Source organism: Natroniella acetigena, assembly GCF_023227745.1.
GTDB classification, from domain to species: domain Bacteria; phylum Bacillota; class Halanaerobiia; order Halobacteroidales; family Halobacteroidaceae; genus Natroniella; species Natroniella acetigena.
This window is the reverse complement of sequence record NZ_JALKBX010000012.1, coordinates 1-15,588: the sequence shown is the minus strand read 5'-3', so window position 1 is coordinate 15,588 and position 15,588 is coordinate 1. Positions and strand designations below refer to the sequence as shown.

The 15,588-nt window shown below is 35.0% G+C and carries 17 protein-coding genes; 1 reads left to right on the top strand and 16 read right to left on the bottom strand.

From position 1 onward, the window contains the following. Positions 1–2: 2 nt before the first annotated feature. From MWH25_RS04485 to rlmD, 3 genes are all read right to left on the bottom strand, one after another. The gene (locus tag MWH25_RS04485; RefSeq protein ID WP_248626306.1) at positions 3–1,067 is read right to left on the bottom strand and encodes an HD-GYP domain-containing protein; all 1,065 of its coding nucleotides are present in this window, start codon (positions 1,065–1,067) and stop codon (positions 3–5) included. Positions 1,068–1,095: 28 nt separating this feature from the next. After that, positions 1,096–1,431, bottom strand: coding sequence for an HPr family phosphocarrier protein (locus MWH25_RS04480; RefSeq protein WP_248626304.1), 336 nt, complete (start codon positions 1,429–1,431; stop codon positions 1,096–1,098). A gap of 395 nt (positions 1,432–1,826) precedes the next feature. Continuing rightward, the gene (gene rlmD / locus MWH25_RS04475; protein WP_248626302.1) at positions 1,827–3,191 is read right to left on the bottom strand and encodes a 23S rRNA (uracil(1939)-C(5))-methyltransferase RlmD; all 1,365 of its coding nucleotides are present in this window, start codon (positions 3,189–3,191) and stop codon (positions 1,827–1,829) included. 234 nt (positions 3,192–3,425) lie between these two features. Here rlmD and MWH25_RS04470 point away from each other — a divergent pair, with 234 nt between their 5' ends. Next, a complete protein-coding gene (locus MWH25_RS04470; protein ID WP_248626300.1) occupies positions 3,426–3,701 on the top strand; it encodes a hypothetical protein in 276 nt (91 codons plus the stop codon). Positions 3,702–3,707: 6 nt separating this feature from the next. On the opposite strand, the gene MWH25_RS04465 is transcribed toward MWH25_RS04470, so the two are convergent. The 13 genes from MWH25_RS04465 to gatC form a co-directional block, all read right to left on the bottom strand. Next, positions 3,708–4,706, bottom strand: coding sequence for an isocitrate/isopropylmalate dehydrogenase family protein (locus MWH25_RS04465; protein WP_248626298.1), 999 nt, complete (start codon positions 4,704–4,706; stop codon positions 3,708–3,710). Between the two features lie 35 nt (positions 4,707–4,741). Beyond that, on the bottom strand, positions 4,742–5,884 hold the full coding sequence (gene nifV, locus MWH25_RS04460; protein ID WP_248626296.1) for a homocitrate synthase: 1,143 nt from the start codon (positions 5,882–5,884) through the stop codon (positions 4,742–4,744). A 299-nt stretch (positions 5,885–6,183) separates the two neighbouring features. Beyond that, positions 6,184–7,737, bottom strand: coding sequence for a proton-conducting transporter transmembrane domain-containing protein (locus tag MWH25_RS04455; RefSeq protein WP_248626294.1), 1,554 nt, complete (start codon positions 7,735–7,737; stop codon positions 6,184–6,186). Between the two features lie 5 nt (positions 7,738–7,742). Further along, positions 7,743–9,203 (bottom strand): complex I subunit 5 family protein, encoded by a 1,461-nt coding sequence (locus tag MWH25_RS04450; protein WP_248626292.1) that lies wholly within the window; start codon positions 9,201–9,203, stop codon positions 7,743–7,745. Between the two features lie 25 nt (positions 9,204–9,228). Beyond that, positions 9,229–9,573, bottom strand: coding sequence for a sodium:proton antiporter (locus tag MWH25_RS04445; RefSeq protein ID WP_248626290.1), 345 nt, complete (start codon positions 9,571–9,573; stop codon positions 9,229–9,231). A gap of 1 nt (position 9,574) precedes the next feature. Further along, positions 9,575–10,264 carry a hydrogen gas-evolving membrane-bound hydrogenase subunit E gene (gene mbhE, locus MWH25_RS04440; protein WP_248626288.1) on the bottom strand — a complete coding sequence of 230 codons (690 nt, stop codon included), beginning with the start codon at positions 10,262–10,264 and terminating at the stop codon, positions 9,575–9,577. Then, positions 10,261–10,500, bottom strand: coding sequence for a Na(+)/H(+) antiporter subunit B (locus tag MWH25_RS04435; protein WP_248626286.1), 240 nt, complete (start codon positions 10,498–10,500; stop codon positions 10,261–10,263). Before MWH25_RS04435 ends, mbhE begins: the two co-directional genes overlap by 4 nt. Beyond that, positions 10,497–10,811, bottom strand: coding sequence for a monovalent cation/H(+) antiporter subunit G (gene mnhG / locus MWH25_RS04430; RefSeq protein ID WP_345947223.1), 315 nt, complete (start codon positions 10,809–10,811; stop codon positions 10,497–10,499). The genes MWH25_RS04435 and mnhG overlap by 4 nt, the downstream gene beginning before the upstream one ends. Positions 10,812–10,845: 34 nt before the next feature. Further along, entirely contained in the window at positions 10,846–11,109 is a 264-nt protein-coding gene (locus tag MWH25_RS04425; RefSeq protein WP_248626282.1) for an MrpF/PhaF family protein, read from the bottom strand. Then, positions 11,106–11,651: a Na+/H+ antiporter subunit E gene (locus MWH25_RS04420; protein ID WP_248626280.1), complete on the bottom strand. Its 546-nt coding sequence runs from the start codon at positions 11,649–11,651 to the stop codon at positions 11,106–11,108. Before MWH25_RS04420 ends, MWH25_RS04425 begins: the two co-directional genes overlap by 4 nt. A 165-nt stretch (positions 11,652–11,816) precedes the next feature. Continuing rightward, positions 11,817–13,268: an Asp-tRNA(Asn)/Glu-tRNA(Gln) amidotransferase subunit GatB gene (gatB, locus tag MWH25_RS04415; RefSeq protein WP_248626278.1), complete on the bottom strand. Its 1,452-nt coding sequence runs from the start codon at positions 13,266–13,268 to the stop codon at positions 11,817–11,819. Positions 13,269–13,463: 195 nt separating this feature from the next. Beyond that, positions 13,464–14,924 carry an Asp-tRNA(Asn)/Glu-tRNA(Gln) amidotransferase subunit GatA gene (gatA, locus tag MWH25_RS04410; protein WP_248626276.1) on the bottom strand — a complete coding sequence of 487 codons (1,461 nt, stop codon included), beginning with the start codon at positions 14,922–14,924 and terminating at the stop codon, positions 13,464–13,466. 250 nt (positions 14,925–15,174) lie between these two features. Further along, positions 15,175–15,462: an Asp-tRNA(Asn)/Glu-tRNA(Gln) amidotransferase subunit GatC gene (gene gatC / locus MWH25_RS04405; RefSeq protein WP_248626274.1), complete on the bottom strand. Its 288-nt coding sequence runs from the start codon at positions 15,460–15,462 to the stop codon at positions 15,175–15,177. Positions 15,463–15,588 lie beyond the last annotated feature (126 nt).

Here is a 15,588-nt window from a genome sequence, read left to right as displayed (position 1 = left end):
GTTTAAAATTCTAATACTCCCTCAATTTCAACTTCTTGATTATGTATTAAATCTATCTCTCTGATCTCCTCTACTTTATTTCCAGCTTGATCCCTGATGATTCTTACAATCGGTTCACTTAAATTCTCTTTATTGACATCTACAACTAATCCTACCTCGTTATTATTTAATGATACAACTGTTCCAACTGGATAAGTAGCAATATGCTTATGTAACACATCAACAAACTTAGGATTTAATTTAGTCCCCTTTAATTGTTGAATTATCTGCAACGCTTCATCAGGTCGTAACTTTCTTTTATAAATTCTATCACTGGTTAGAGCGTCATAGATATCAGCTACAGTAACTATTTGAGCAAATTCATTGATCTCATCTTTACACAGACCTCGCGGATAACCACTGCCATCATAATGTTCATGATGTTGATAAGCAACATGGGCTGACAAAATACTAATTCCCTCTATCTCCCTAATTAATTCATAACCATAATTAGGATGTTTTTTGACTATTTCATACTCCTCAGTTGTTAACTCTTTAGATTTCATAATAATCTCTTGATCAATCATCGTCTTACCTAAGTCATGCAAAAAAGCACCAGTAGCAATCTTCTTTAACTGCTTTATATTATAATCAAAATTCAAAGCAATTAAGACAGCTAAAATAGTTACATTAACTGAATGATGAAACGTATAATTATCATAACTTCTAATATCATTTAGATGAATAATTACATGATTTTGTAATAATATTTCATCTAAAATATCAGTAATAGCCTCTTTTACTTCCTTAGAATCAATACCATGACCCACCTTAATCTGCTCCATCGTCTCTTTAATAACTTTAATTGCCTTTAGCCTTGTCTTATCTGATAATGGTTCTGGTATTGAAACATCAGGCAGTTCCTCATCAAAAATATAAATCTCCATTATCTGCATATTTTTCAAACTGTCGATATAAGCTTCCTTTAATCTCACTCCAGAATTAAGCAGTATATTCCCATTCGCTGCATAAATAGTCTTAGCTACCTTCATTCCAGGCTCCAAACCTTCAACTGGAACTCGTTTCATTATTTATCCCACCATTTCTGAATCGAAATTACTCTTTATTATTTTTACTATAAATATCCAACTTTTCAGACATTTTTTTTGGCTTCTTGCCAGCTAAACCTTCTGTTTCAAAACCATTAGCAATAACTTCCTCAATCTTAGCTAATGCTTCTTTGGCATCTTTACCCCTAACTTGTATTTCAATTTTCTCACCACAGCCAACAGCCAAATTCATCACGCTAATAATACTTTTTAAGTTCGCTTCTTGATTGTCCCTAACAACAATAATTTCTGATTCAAATTGATTAGCAATAGCAACTAAGACAGAAGCTGGTCTAAGGTGAAGACCAATTTTGTCAATAATTGTCACTTCTTTAGTTAGCATAAATGCCACCTACTCTTATTGTTCAAGATAAATTAGTAAAAACCTTCTTAGTATGGCTAAAACTATCCTTTTATAATTAAATTTTCAACTTTAAAAAATAGCAAAACCTTGTCACTAAATATCAGTGTACAGTTTACGGTGGATACGGTTTTTATGATTTTCACGAAGGGTCTTGATAAAGACCCGTAGGTACAGTTGACAGTAGATATAAAAAATCTAAGAGCGGATTTTTTCATCACGAAGGGTTCAAAGAACCCGAAGGAAGAGCATTAAAATCTTAAAATCAAAAAGCACATAAACCTGTAGGCATAGGGCTTTTCAGGGATCTTTGTTTTTTGATTTTTTGAATTTTAACTGTAAACTGTTCACTGTCAACTGTCAACTATATTCGTTATTCATTGCTTTTTTATCAGCGCCACGTTCTCAATATGGAATGTCTGTGGAAACATATCAACCGGTTGAATCTCCTCTACTCGATATCCTACTTCGGTTAAGCACTTTAGATCTCTAGCTAAGCTTGCTGGATCACAGGAAACATAAACAATCCGTTCTGGCTCTAATTCAGCAAAGGTAGCTAAGACCTCTTGATGGCAACCCTTCCGTGGGGGATCAACAACAATAACCTCTGGCTTCAACTCCTGTTGTAATCTAGGTAGAACATTTCTCACCTTTCCTATTTCAAATTGGCAGTTATCAATTCCATTTATTTGAGCATTCTCTTGAGCTGCCTCAATCGCCTCTCCAACGACTTCAATCCCCCAGACTTCTTTGGCAAAACGGGCCAAATAAAGGGCAATCGAACCGACACCACAATAAGCATCAAGTACTCTCTCTGTTCCTGAAAGTTGGGCATACTCAACGACTTGATCATATAATACCTTAGCCTGTAAGGTATTAACTTGAAAGAAAGCTAACGGAGATATCTTATATTTGATTGGCCCGATATAATCTATAATATGGTCTTGTCCTACTAGCTGCTCAGTCCTTCTTCCTAGTACAACATTGGTCTGTTCAGGATTGATATTTTGATTAATACTGACCAGTTCAGGTATCCGCTCTAATAGTTCAGTTGCTATCTCCATTCCCGCTGAGAATTCTCGCTCCTTAGTTACAAAGATCAACATCGCCTGATTTGTACAGACCCCAACTCTGACTACTAAATGGCGTAATAGACCCTGATGTTGCTGTTCATTATAGATTGAAACCTGATGCTCTTCAATCAGATCAATCGCCTCTCTAACCACCCGATTAATTAACGGATGCTGAATCTGACAATCATCCAATTCAATCAACTGATGGGTTCCCAAGGCATAAAAGCCAGTAATTACCTCTTCTCCCTGCTTAGCTAATGGAAATTGAGCTTTGTTTCGATAAAAGAAAGGATTCTCCATTCCCTCAACCGGATTGACCTTAATCTCTCTTAATTTAGCAATCCTTTCTATAGTATCTTTAACTATCTTTCTTTTATACTTCAATTGTGCTTGGTAATCAAGATAAGAAATCTGACAACCACCACAATCTTCATCTTCCTGACAACTTGGCTGAACCCGCTCAGCAGATCGCTTGACTACTTCGCTTATTTTAGCTCGCCCATAGCTCTTTTTTACTTGGGTTATTTCAACTTTGACCTTTTCCCCAGGAATCCCCCCTGAGATAAAGATTACAAATCCGTCAATTCTTCCTACTGCATCTCCCCCGGTTGCCAAATCTTCTAATTCAATCATTATTTTTTCTCCAACTCTTACTGGTTTCCCACCCATACAAATCTCTCCTTAATTTATAACTTCAATTGATAATTGATAGTTTAAAATTGATAATTAAAAAACTTCAAAACCTTTGAATTCATGGGCTTGACCTCTAACTCTCACTTATCAACTATCAATTACTTTTCCACTATTTATTATTAAATATTAAATATTCATTGCTCTTCCCGACAGGAATTTTAGCTTCAATCGCTAATTATTATATAATAAAGATACTAGGAGGAAAGTACAATGAATCGCAAAAATATAATCTGGTGTTTAATCGGCATACATCTCTGGTATGCTATCTATTATTATCTTGATTTCAATCAAAAACTACAAGATTCATTCAGCCACAGCAAATTAGTTAACATCTCATTTTTAGAAGAAAATACTCTAAGAAATCTTTATTTAGTCAGTTTAGGTATTATCTTAATCAGCAGCATCCTTGAGTGGAGGGAAGATAAAAAACCAACTATAAAAAAAACAGAACAAAAAGAAAAAAGGAGAAAACATTATTCCCCCTGATTACTACTAATTTATTTTATTAATAATCTCTTCTGTTATTTCTGTAGTCTTGGCTTGCCCTCCTAGATCAGCAGTCAAAATTTCTGCTTCAACTAAGACCTGCCCGATAGCATCTTCTATCTTATCGGCTACCTCTGTTTCATCTAAATGCCTCAACATTAATACTGCTGATAATAACAAAGCAATTGGATTTGCTTTATCCTCTCCTGCAATATCAGGAGCAGAGCCATGAACCGCTTCAAATACAGCAATTTCATCATTCAAGTTGGCCCCTGGGGTTAAACCTAAACCTCCAATCAATCCTGCACATAAGTCAGATACAATATCTCCGTATAGATTAGGTAAGACTAAGACATCATAATCTTCAGGGTATTGAACCAACTGCATACACATATTATCAACAATCTTATTATCAAATTCAACCTCTGGATAATCCTGAGCAACGTCCTCTGCAACTGATTTAAATAAACCATCTGTCATCTTTAAGATATTAGCCTTATGAACAGCAGTAACTTTCTTCCTATTATTCTTTTTAGCATACTCAAAAGCTGCTCTTACAATCCGCTCAGAAGCCTTCCTAGTTGTAATTTTAATGCTTTCAGCTGCATCATCACCTACCATATGCTCAATTCCAGCATATAATCCTTCAGTATTTTCTCTAAAGATAACAACATCTAAATTTTCAAATTGAGTCGGTGCTCCTGGTAAAATCTTAGCCGGTCGTAAATTAATATATAAGTCTAATTTCTGTCGAATAGCCACATTAACACTTCTAAATCCACTGCCTACTGGTGTCGTAATTGGCCCTTTTAAAGCCACTTGATTCTTCTTAATTGAATCTAGCACCTTCTCAGGAAGTGGAGTTCCTTCTTCTTCCATCACGTTGGCCCCTGCATTTACTATCTCCCAATTAACATCAACACCTGCCGCTGCAATAATCTCACGAACAGATTTGGTTACCTCTGGGCCAATCCCATCCCCGGGAATCAAAGTAATATTATACATTAATTTTCACTCCTTAGTCAGTAATTCTTACTCAGTTAATTTGCTTTGCTTTGATCATTCTCTGCTTTATAATCCTCATAAATATACATTAATTCTTTATCAAATAAAGCTCTTTTGAATTGAACAGCTGTCTCTCTAACTCGTGGTAATATCTCTTCAGCTTCTTTTCCTGTTAATTCAATTCCGTATTCTAAAAACTTACTGAAAATTGCTTTTTTACCAGAGTGCTTACCGATAATAATCTGTCGCTCTAATCCTACTTCTTCTGGAGCAAAAACTTCATAGGTTGAAGCATTCTTTAAGACTCCATCAGCATGAATACCAGATTCATGAGCAAACATATTAGTCCCTACGATTGCTTTCCAAGCTGGTAGCTCTCGTGAAGACGCTCGTGATACATATTCAGATAGTTCCCTGAAATCCTTAGTAGAAAATTCCATATTAACATCATATAGATGCTTCAGAGCCATAACCACCTCTTCTATCGCTGCATTTCCAGCTCGTTCACCCAATCCATTAACTGTCACTCCAATATAGTTGGCCCCTGCTTTGGCCCCAGCTAAAGCATTTGCTGCTGCCAATCCAAAATCATTATGAGTATGCATCTCTACATCAATACCAACTTCATCAATTAATGCTTTAACTCTATCATAAATATCAAACGGCTCCATAATCCCTACAGTATCACAATATCTCAATCGATCTGCTCCCGCTTCCTTAGCTTCCTTAGCAAATTTAAATAAAAACTCCTCATCACTTCGCGAAGCATCCTCAGCATTAACAGATACATATAGTCCATTCTTTTTAGCAAACTCAACAGCTCTCACCATATTAGACAGAACCCAATCTCTATCCTCTTCTAACTTATATTTAATATGAATATCAGAAGTAGAAATAGAAATAGCTACTGCATCAGCCCCACAGTTTAAGGAAGCATTAACATCAGAAACAACAGCTCGATTCCAAGCCATAATACTAGCATTTAAATCAGCTTCTACAATCATCTTAATTGCTTTCTGCTCATCTCCACCCATTACTGGAATACCTGCTTCTATTTGATCAACACCAATCTGATCTAGCAACTTAGCAATTCTAATCTTCTCTTGATTCGCGAAAACAACTCCGGCAGTCTGTTCTCCATCACGCAAAGTCGTGTCAACTATCTTGACATTCTCCATACTCTCACACTCCTCAATCCTCAATTAGTCAATGATTTTTATAAATATTCAATTATATACTACTATAAGAGAATCAAAAAATACTATCTGTAAGTAAAATTGAATAAAAAAGTTATACTACCCACGATAGATCAATTGTGAGTAGCATTTAAACAATTGAATACCTATTATAACTATTAAGTAATTTTGCTTAATAGTTAACATAAAAATCACATCTGCTCATTACCTTACATTATAACATTATTGCAGTAGATTTGTCAATATTCAATGTATATTATTTAACTGTTATGAATATTAATTCAGAACAAAAAACTGATCCAGACAATTGCTAAAGTAGTTAGCAGCCATAAGATATATCTACTAACATCTCCATTCTGCACCTTACTTAAGACTCCTCCTACATAATTTACTCCTTGACCAACAAAAGGATAAATATCCCTATCAACGTGATCATGCTCATGAGGTTCAATAAGATCATGGGCCAACTTAAAGATGATCAGTGCCAATAAAATTGGCTGTGAACTCTCCCATAGATAGCCTAATGAAAAATAATTAACTCCAGTCTCTAGATTAGCAATTGACTCTAAAACACTAGGTACAAATCCGATCAGGATAATCACTCCAGCAATCAAGCCCATACCCAACTTCATTGTCAATGTTGGCTTACGATTTACTTCAACTTCTCTCTTTCTGAAGAACCCAAAATACATAAATTTCATAAAAGAAAGAGCTGTTCCTATTCCTGCTATATATAACCCCCACTTTAAAATGGGATCTTCTATACCGCTTTTAATTACCAATTTACTGACATAACCATTAAAGAAAGGAGCTCCAGCGATTGCTAAAGAGGCTACTACTCCACAAAAAGTAGTAAATGGTAACTTCTTAGATAATCCACCTAAATCAATTAAGTCACCTTTTCCTGTAGCATAGATTACTACTCCAATCACCATAAATAATAGCCCTTTATAAAGAATATGATTGAATAAATGGAACATTCCACCAGCAACTCCCAAAGTAGTTCCTACCCCAATCCCCGCAATCATATAACCAATCTGACTAATAATATGATAAGAGAGTAAACGGCGTGCCTCTGTCTGTTTCAAAGCAAAGACTACCCCTATAATAGCAGAAATTGTACCTGCATACCCTAAGCTAACTGCTCCTAAGAGGCGATATAAAGCATAAACCCCCGCCTTAGTAGTAAAAGCCGATAACAAAACACTAATATGCAATGGAACATTAGAATAGTTTTTAGGTAACCAAGTATGAACTCCAATAAAAGCCAACTTAATTGCTACTGCTACTATAAAGAATGGTAATCCATGTTCAATCGTAGTTAAGAGAATACTTCCTGTCACACTGTAATTTAATAAAACTCCCCACAGCAGACTGATTCCTCCTACTAAATGCATTATAAAATAGTAATAACTTGTCTGTTCTGTAATCGGCTTAGTTCGATCAAAGATTAAAAAGTAAGAACTGATCGTCATTAGCTCCCAGAAGAAATAAAAAGAAAATAGATCGCCCACAAAGACAAGAGCTATTGAACTTCCGACGTAAATATGAGATAGAACATAAAACTTCTTTTTTGCAAAAACCAAAGCATAAAGTACACTACATAATCCAAAAAAAGCAAAGACTATTCCTGTTAATCTACTCATATCAGTAACGCTAACAAGAATTAAATCCAAATCTAAAAAAGCCACTTTCATTCCTTCACCTACAGGTAAATTGTAAACCCATAGCAAACCAACTACAGAGATCGCAACTGCCAAAAGTTGTCTCAATTTACCCTTGGTAAAATACAACAACACCGCTCCTAGCAGATATATAAGTCCAGGATTAACCACTTAATTTACCTCCCTAATAAAAGATTAATATAGTTACTGCTATCTAGTAAGAATTTCGGGATATTTGTAATTAATGCAAGTGATAGATTGGGGATAATCCCCATTACTAAACAAGCAGCAGATAATACATAAGTCGGTACTCTTAATTTCCAATCGATCGGCTTTACTTCTAGTTCTCCTTCTGCTCTTGAATATAATGCCTTAATCACCTTCAAATAATAACCTAAAGATAATAAACTACCAATTGGAACAAAGAAAGCTGCAACTATATACTCTGTTTCCCAAGCCGCTTGTAAAATCAACCATTTACTAATAAAGCCATTAAAAGGTGGTAATCCAATAATTGCTAAAGTTGCAATTACAACAGCAAAAGAAACTTTAGGCATAGAAAAACCTAACCCTTTTAAATCATCTATTTTAGAAGCACCAACAGTATAGCTGAAGATCCCAACCCCTAAAAAGAGTGTTGCCTTCATTAAGCCATCATTAAATAAATGATAACTTCCTGCTATAATCCCACTTTCTGTTCCTAAGCCAATTGCCAACATGATATAACCTATCTGAGCAATACTTGAATAACCTAATAACCGCTTTAAGCTTTCTTGTTGATAAGCCAATATATGGGCTACTAAGAATGTAAGCACACCCCAATAAATCATAACTTGACTGATCCCTGTAGTCATTCCAAACAACAAATAAACAATTCTAATAAACGCGTATAAAGATGCTTTGATTACTAATCCAGACGACAAAGCATTAAAGCTGGCTGGAGCACCACAATAAACATCTGGTAACCAAGCATGTAAGGGAACTAAACAGAACTTTGTCCCAAAGCCGATCAAGAAGAAGACAAAGATGGTCTGCCTAACTAACATAGGTGCATCTCCAAAGTTAGCTGCAACTTGAGCAAAATTCAAAGCTCCTGTTACTTGATAAGTCAAGATAATAGCCAATAGTACAAAAGCTCCACTCAACATCCCCATTACTAAGTACTTAAATGCCCCTTCAAAACTTGCTTTCTCTTCTTTGATAGCAACTAAGGCATAAGAAGTAATAGAAACAATTTCAAAAAAGACATATAAGTTAAATAAATCTCCAGTTAATGACATCCCCATTACTCCAGCAATCAATAAGAAGGATAAGACATAGTATTTCAATTCATGAAAATCAACATAAACTAAAGAGTAAATTATTACAGCATACGCCAAAACTCCAATTAATAAAGCCATCATTGCTGAAAAAGAATCTATAACTAATGAGATCCCTAACAAATTATCCCAATCACCTAAATGATAAACGATTGGTCTTTGCATCGCTTCCCTTACTACACTCATTATTAACGCTAAATGAACAGTAGCACTTATAACAGTAACAACCTTTACCATTTTCTTACTGAATATTTTAATGATTCCTAAACTGAATGCAGTAAGAAGTGGTAACGCTATTAACAATACAGGTGTATCCATTTTTTACCCCCTATCCAATATATTCTTAGCCTTTTAATTTTTTGATTTCATCAATATATAATGTATTGTATCTATTGTAAATTTTGATTATTAAAGCTAACATCAACGCTGTTGTAGCAGCTCCAATTACAATAGCTGTCAAAGATAATGCCTGTGGAATAGGATCAACAATCAAATCATAAGCTTGAGCATCAGCATCCAAAATTGGAGCAGTTCCACCTGGTCGATAGCTGAAAATGATGAACAATAAAATTATTGCTGATTCCATTACACCAATTCCCATCGCAATCTTAATTAAGTTTTGATGGGTTAAAATTATATATAATCCCAATCCAAACAATACTGCAATTGCTAGAAATGTCGTTTCCACTTTACTCCTCCTTTATCAAACTATTAAACATAATTGACAAACCAGCTGCTACTTTCAGGCCAGTCATTACGTTAAGATGAGGTATAATTCCTGAACTGATTAGATCGCCAGGAACTCCTAAATTAAAATGTGAGTTAGCGTTAGCTAAGAAATTTCCTCCCAGCGCCATCCCGAGCAACCCAAGTAGTACAAAACCCATCGCACCAAAACTTTCCATGAAAGATTTAATCCTCGATCTAACCTGTCTATCTGAATACCTAATTCCAAAGGTAACCGTAATTAAGATTGTAATTACCGCTAAAATTACACCACCAGCAAAACCACCACCTGGTGAAATATGTCCATAAGCGATTATATAAGCTCCAATTATGAATAAAAAAGGAATTACTAAACTGGTAGTCTGCTGCATAATTATAGAAAATCGAGCTGAAATCATACTTGCAGTTCGCTTAGGAACTAAAAACGCAATGGTTGAAGCTACGGCAAAAACAACTGTTGCTTCTCCTAAGGTATCAAAAGCACGATAATCAAATAAAATAGCCGTTACTAAATTAAGTGCTTTTGTTTCCTCAACTCCATAATTGATATAATGTTCACTTAATTCATAATCTGCAGTTGATAAACTTAAGAAAGTCATCATTAACAAGCTACTCAGTATTACTACTACAACCAAACTAGCAAACTTTCTCATTCAATCCCCTCCAACTTATTGATCGTTACTATAAAAAATCCTGTACTAATGCCACTAGAAACTATCACTTCTACTAAAGCAACATCAGGTGCTTGTAAAATTATAAATAAAACTATTAAATTACCACTAAAGATAGATAAAGCAATAATCGAATTTAATAAATTATGTGTAAATAACGCATATGCGGCAGATATAACCATAAATACTAATAGCAAATTATAGATAATTTCTATCATAGCTTATCACCCATTTCCATTTCTCTCAGCTCATCCTTAACCACTTCTTTAGGATTAAGTCCCACTTTATGAGCTGCTCGAGCAATAGCATGAGATGTAGCCGGATTAGTTAAGACTAAGAAAGCAGATAATAATAGTAATTTAAATGAATCAAAAGTTCTCCCTTCTAAAAACATCAAACCAGCTAAGCCAACTAACATAAATAAAGCACCACCAGTTAAACATTTAGAACTAGCATGTAATCTGGTATAAAAATCCGGAAACCTCAGCATGGCTATTGCTGTTATAACAAAAAAGAATGTTCCAACAATAATGAGAAGATTACTTAGTAACTGAATTAATGAACTAATTTCTCTTCCCTCCCTTTTTCTCTTCGAAATATTTAGCCATAATTAGTACCTCAATAAAGAGCAACAAACCAAATATAAATGCAACATCAACAAATACTGAACGTTCAAAATAAAGACTTAATAAGACTAAAATTGACAAAAACATAGCTCCTATGGCATCCGCAGCAGCAATTCTATCAAAAACGGTTGGCCCTTTTACTAACCGATAAAAGATCGCTACAGCAGAAATTAAAATTACTAACATCACTACTTCAATCATTTAAATGCCCTCCTAATAGCCGTCTCTAGACTACCAAACATTTTTTCTCTCAAATCATCCTTATCTTCAGCTTCAATAGCATCTAAAGAGTGAATATAAAATACTTTTTCACTTGGATCAAGTTCAATAGTCAATGTTCCAGGGGTTAGGGTAATAGAATTCCCTAAGATAGTCATTGTAACTAGCTTATTCTCCTCTTCTACAATTGTAGGTACCTTCTCAATAGTCGGTTTAAAAGAAAGCTTTGGCTGAAGAGCTAACCTAGCTACTGTAATACTGGAAATAATTACCTCTTTCACTAATGTAATGGCAAACAAAATGAAATAATATAACCTAACAATAATATTTTTAGATACATGTCGTGTAAAACAACTGTGAATGAGCAACACCGCTACATAGGATACTATAAAACCTAATAGCAATGCACTTAAAGATATATCACCAGATAAAATAATCCATGTGATGTATAATAGAATAACAGTGAATATATCTTCTACAGCACGCAACTTAAACATACCTAATAAATCTTTTAAACTGTTCATTGAATCCTCCTTTCCTCCTTTACAAATAGTCAAATTATTTTTACTACATTTCATCAGATTAATTTTATCACTTTTCACACTTCTTTGCAAGAAACCTGCTCCTCTAAAGTCTCCTTTTCTAGTGAATAATAAAAAACCTTAGCCATTAATGGCTAAGGTTTTTTATTATTCTTCTAATTTCTCTCTTAAAATTTGATTAACTAATTGTGGATTCGCTTTCCCCTTAGTAGCTTGCATTGTTTGGCCCACTAGAAAACCAATTACATTTTTGTTACCATCATTATAATCTTCTACTGCTGATTGATTATCGGCTAGTACTTGTTCAATTATTCCTTCTAACTCACTTGAATCACTGATCTGTTTTAAACCCTTCTCTTCTACTATTGTATCTGGATCTTTACCAGTAATAAACATCTCTTCAAATACTGTTTTAGCAATCTTGCTTGAGATAGTACCATCATCCATCATCTGTAACATCTTAGCTAAATCTTGTGGTGTAAATTTAACCTCTGTAATTGATACTTCCTCTTCATTAAGCAGTCTTAAAAACTCTCCCATCATCCAATTACTGACTGCTTTAGCATCATCATAATCTGCTACAACAGCTTCAAAGAAGTCAGCCATTTCACGATCAGCAGTAAGTACTCCTGCATCATAAGCTGGAATTTCTAACTCTTCTACATATCTCTTTTGGCGTATATCTGGTAATTCAGGTAAAGTATCTTTAATCTCAGCTACCCACTGTTCATCAACAATAACAGGAACTAAATCAGGTTCTGGGAAGTAACGATAATCATGGGCTTCCTCTTTAGTTCTCATTGGAATAGTCTTCCCTGCTTCATCATCCCAAGTCAATGTCCCTTGAATAATCTCTCCTCCTGATTCTAATACCTTCTTCTGTCGCTTAGGCTCATAGATTAAAGCTCGCTCAATAGCTTTAAAGGAGTTCATATTCTTAAGTTCAGTTCTAGTACCTAATTCACTAGCTCCAATTGGTGCTATAGAAACATTTACATCAGCCCGCATTGAACCTTGAGACATCTCACAATCAGATACTCCTATATATTCTAATACTGTCTTTAATTTTTTAAGATAAGCAATCGCTTGAGCAGGAGAATGGATATCTGGTTCACTTACAATCTCAATCAAAGGAGTTCCTACACGATTATAATCTACTAAACTGGAATTAGCCTGTGCAATATCCCCAGCATGAGTTAGCTTTCCTGCATCCTCTTCTAAGTGAATCCTTGTAATTCCTATAGTTACTTCTTCATCTTCACCTTCAGGCTGAACTACAACTTCTCCTTTTTTACAAAATGGAAGATCAAATTGAGAAATTTGATAAGCTTTAGGTAGATCTGCATAAAAGTAATTCTTCCGATCAAACTTGCTAAAGGTTCCTATTTCACAATTTAAAGCAAGTCCAGCTTTAATAATATACTCTACTGCCCTTTCATTTAAAACAGGTAATGTTCCCGGTAATCCTAAGCAGATTGGACAAGTATGAGTATTCGGCTCAGCACCAAACTCATTCTTACAGCCACAGAATATCTTTGTATTTGTATCTAACTGGGCATGAACCTCTAATCCAATCGTTATTTGATAATCTTCTAACATCAATTACACCTCCGCTTATTTAGCTATCAGCTATGAGTCTTGGGCTATGAGCTATAAAATATAAACCAATCTCCTACGTAATTTATCTTCTATAGTTAATAAACATCTAAAAAATAGTACTTATCTGCTTTTTTAGTTCTAGTATTTTTGATTGGTTTTTCTGCTCACAACTCATGACTCACTACTCACAGCTTATTATAAATTCGGTCTTTCTTTATGAAATTCAGTTGCCTGTTCAAAAGCATAAGCAACCTGTAATATCTTCTCTTCAGCAAAATGATCTCCAATAATCTGTAACCCAATTGGTAATCCTTCATTATCTAAACCACAGAGCATGGATAAAGCAGGAATACCTGCTAGGTTAATTGGAATAGTACAGATATCAGATAAATACATCTGCAATGGATCATTTGATTTATCGCCAACTTTAAAGGCAGTCGTTGGAGAAGTTGGGGAAATTAAGACATCATACTCTTCAAATGCCTTTTCAAAGTCCTCTTTAATTAAAGTTCTCACCTGTTGAGCTTTCTTGTAATAAGCATCATAATAACCTGAACTTAAAGCATAAGTCCCTAACATAATTCTTCGCTTAACTTCATCTCCAAAACCATCTTGCCTTGTCTTCTTATACATTTCAACCAATCCATTAGCTTCCTCATTACGATATCCATAACGTACTCCATCATAACGGGCCAAGTTTGAACTTGCCTCTGCAGGAGCAATCAAATAGTAAGCAGATAAAGCATAATCAGTATGTGGTAAAGAAACCTCTTCATACTCTGCTCCAAGCTCCTCTAATTTATGGATTGCATTCCAGACTGCTTCTTTAACCTCTTGATCGATTCCATCACCAAAGTATTCTACTGGAACACCGATCTTCATTCCCTTGACATCTTCCTTCAAGCTTGCAGTATAATCTGGAACTTCAACATCGGCAGATGTAGAGTCATATTGATCATGACCTGCTATGTAATTTAGGGCCAATGCACAATCTTTAATATCCCTCGTAAAAGGGCCAATCTGATCTAAAGATGAAGCAAAAGCTACTAACCCAAAACGTGATACTAAGCCATAAGTCGGCTTCATACCTACAATTCCACAAAAAGATGCTGGTTGGCGGATAGAGCCCCCCGTATCAGAGCCTAGAGCAATCGTTGCCTCACCAGCAGCAACTGCAGCAGCAGAACCTCCACTTGAACCACCTGGAACATAGTCTAAATTCCATGGATTCTTTGTCGTCTTGATTCCAGAGTTCTCTGTTGAAGAGCCCATCGCAAATTCATCCATATTTGTCTTACCACTCATAACAACATCTTCAGCCGCTAACTTCTTAACGACAGTGGCATCATAAGGCGGTTTATAACCATCTAAGATCTGTGATGAACAAGTAGTTTCAATCCCTTTTGTAGACATATTATCCTTAAAAGCAATCGGAATTCCTGCTAACGGGCCAACCTCTTCACCATTAACTATCTTTTGATCAACTTGCTTAGCTTGTTCTAAAGCTTCTTCTTTGGTTAGTGTTACATAAGCTTGTACATCATCTTCAACTTCGGCAATCCGCTCATAAACCGATTCTACTATATCTTGTGCCTTAATTTCCTGCTGCACCAACTTTTCATGAAGTTGATGAGCAGTTAATTGATAAAGTTCCATTTCTTCCCCTCCCTATAAATAAATAGTGTACAGTTTAAAATTGACAATTGATTGACAATTGACAGTTAAATTCAAAAGATAAATACCAAAATAATAAAAATATCATAAACTACTAAACCCTTAACTCTCTTTAAAAATAAGTACTTTTAACTTAAAGCTCTTAATTATCAATTTTCCCTACAGGTCTTACCAGCCCTTTCGTGAAAATCATACAACCATATCCACTATCAATTATCAATTGCATCAATGACTATTCCACAATCTGTGGTACCTTAAACATACCTTGATCTTTGTCAGGAGCATTAACTAATGCATCTTCCCTCTCTAATGACTCTCTAATCTCATCTTTTCTAAAGACATTCTTGATTGGTAATGCATGAGCCGTTGGCTCTACATTCTCTGTATCAAGTTCATTCAATTTTTCAGCATGCTCTAAAATATCACTCAACTGATTAGCAAAGACTTCTTTTTCTTCCTCACTAACTTCTAAGCGAGCTAAATGAGCAATCTTTTCTACAGTTTCTTGATCAATCTTCATTATCGAACACTCCCTTCCTTGATTATAATTACTCCAAAGTGAAACTTATTTGATATAAAGTGGCACTTTGCCACTTTATATCAGTGTACAGTTTACAGTTGACGGTTGACAGTTAAAGACCTTAAA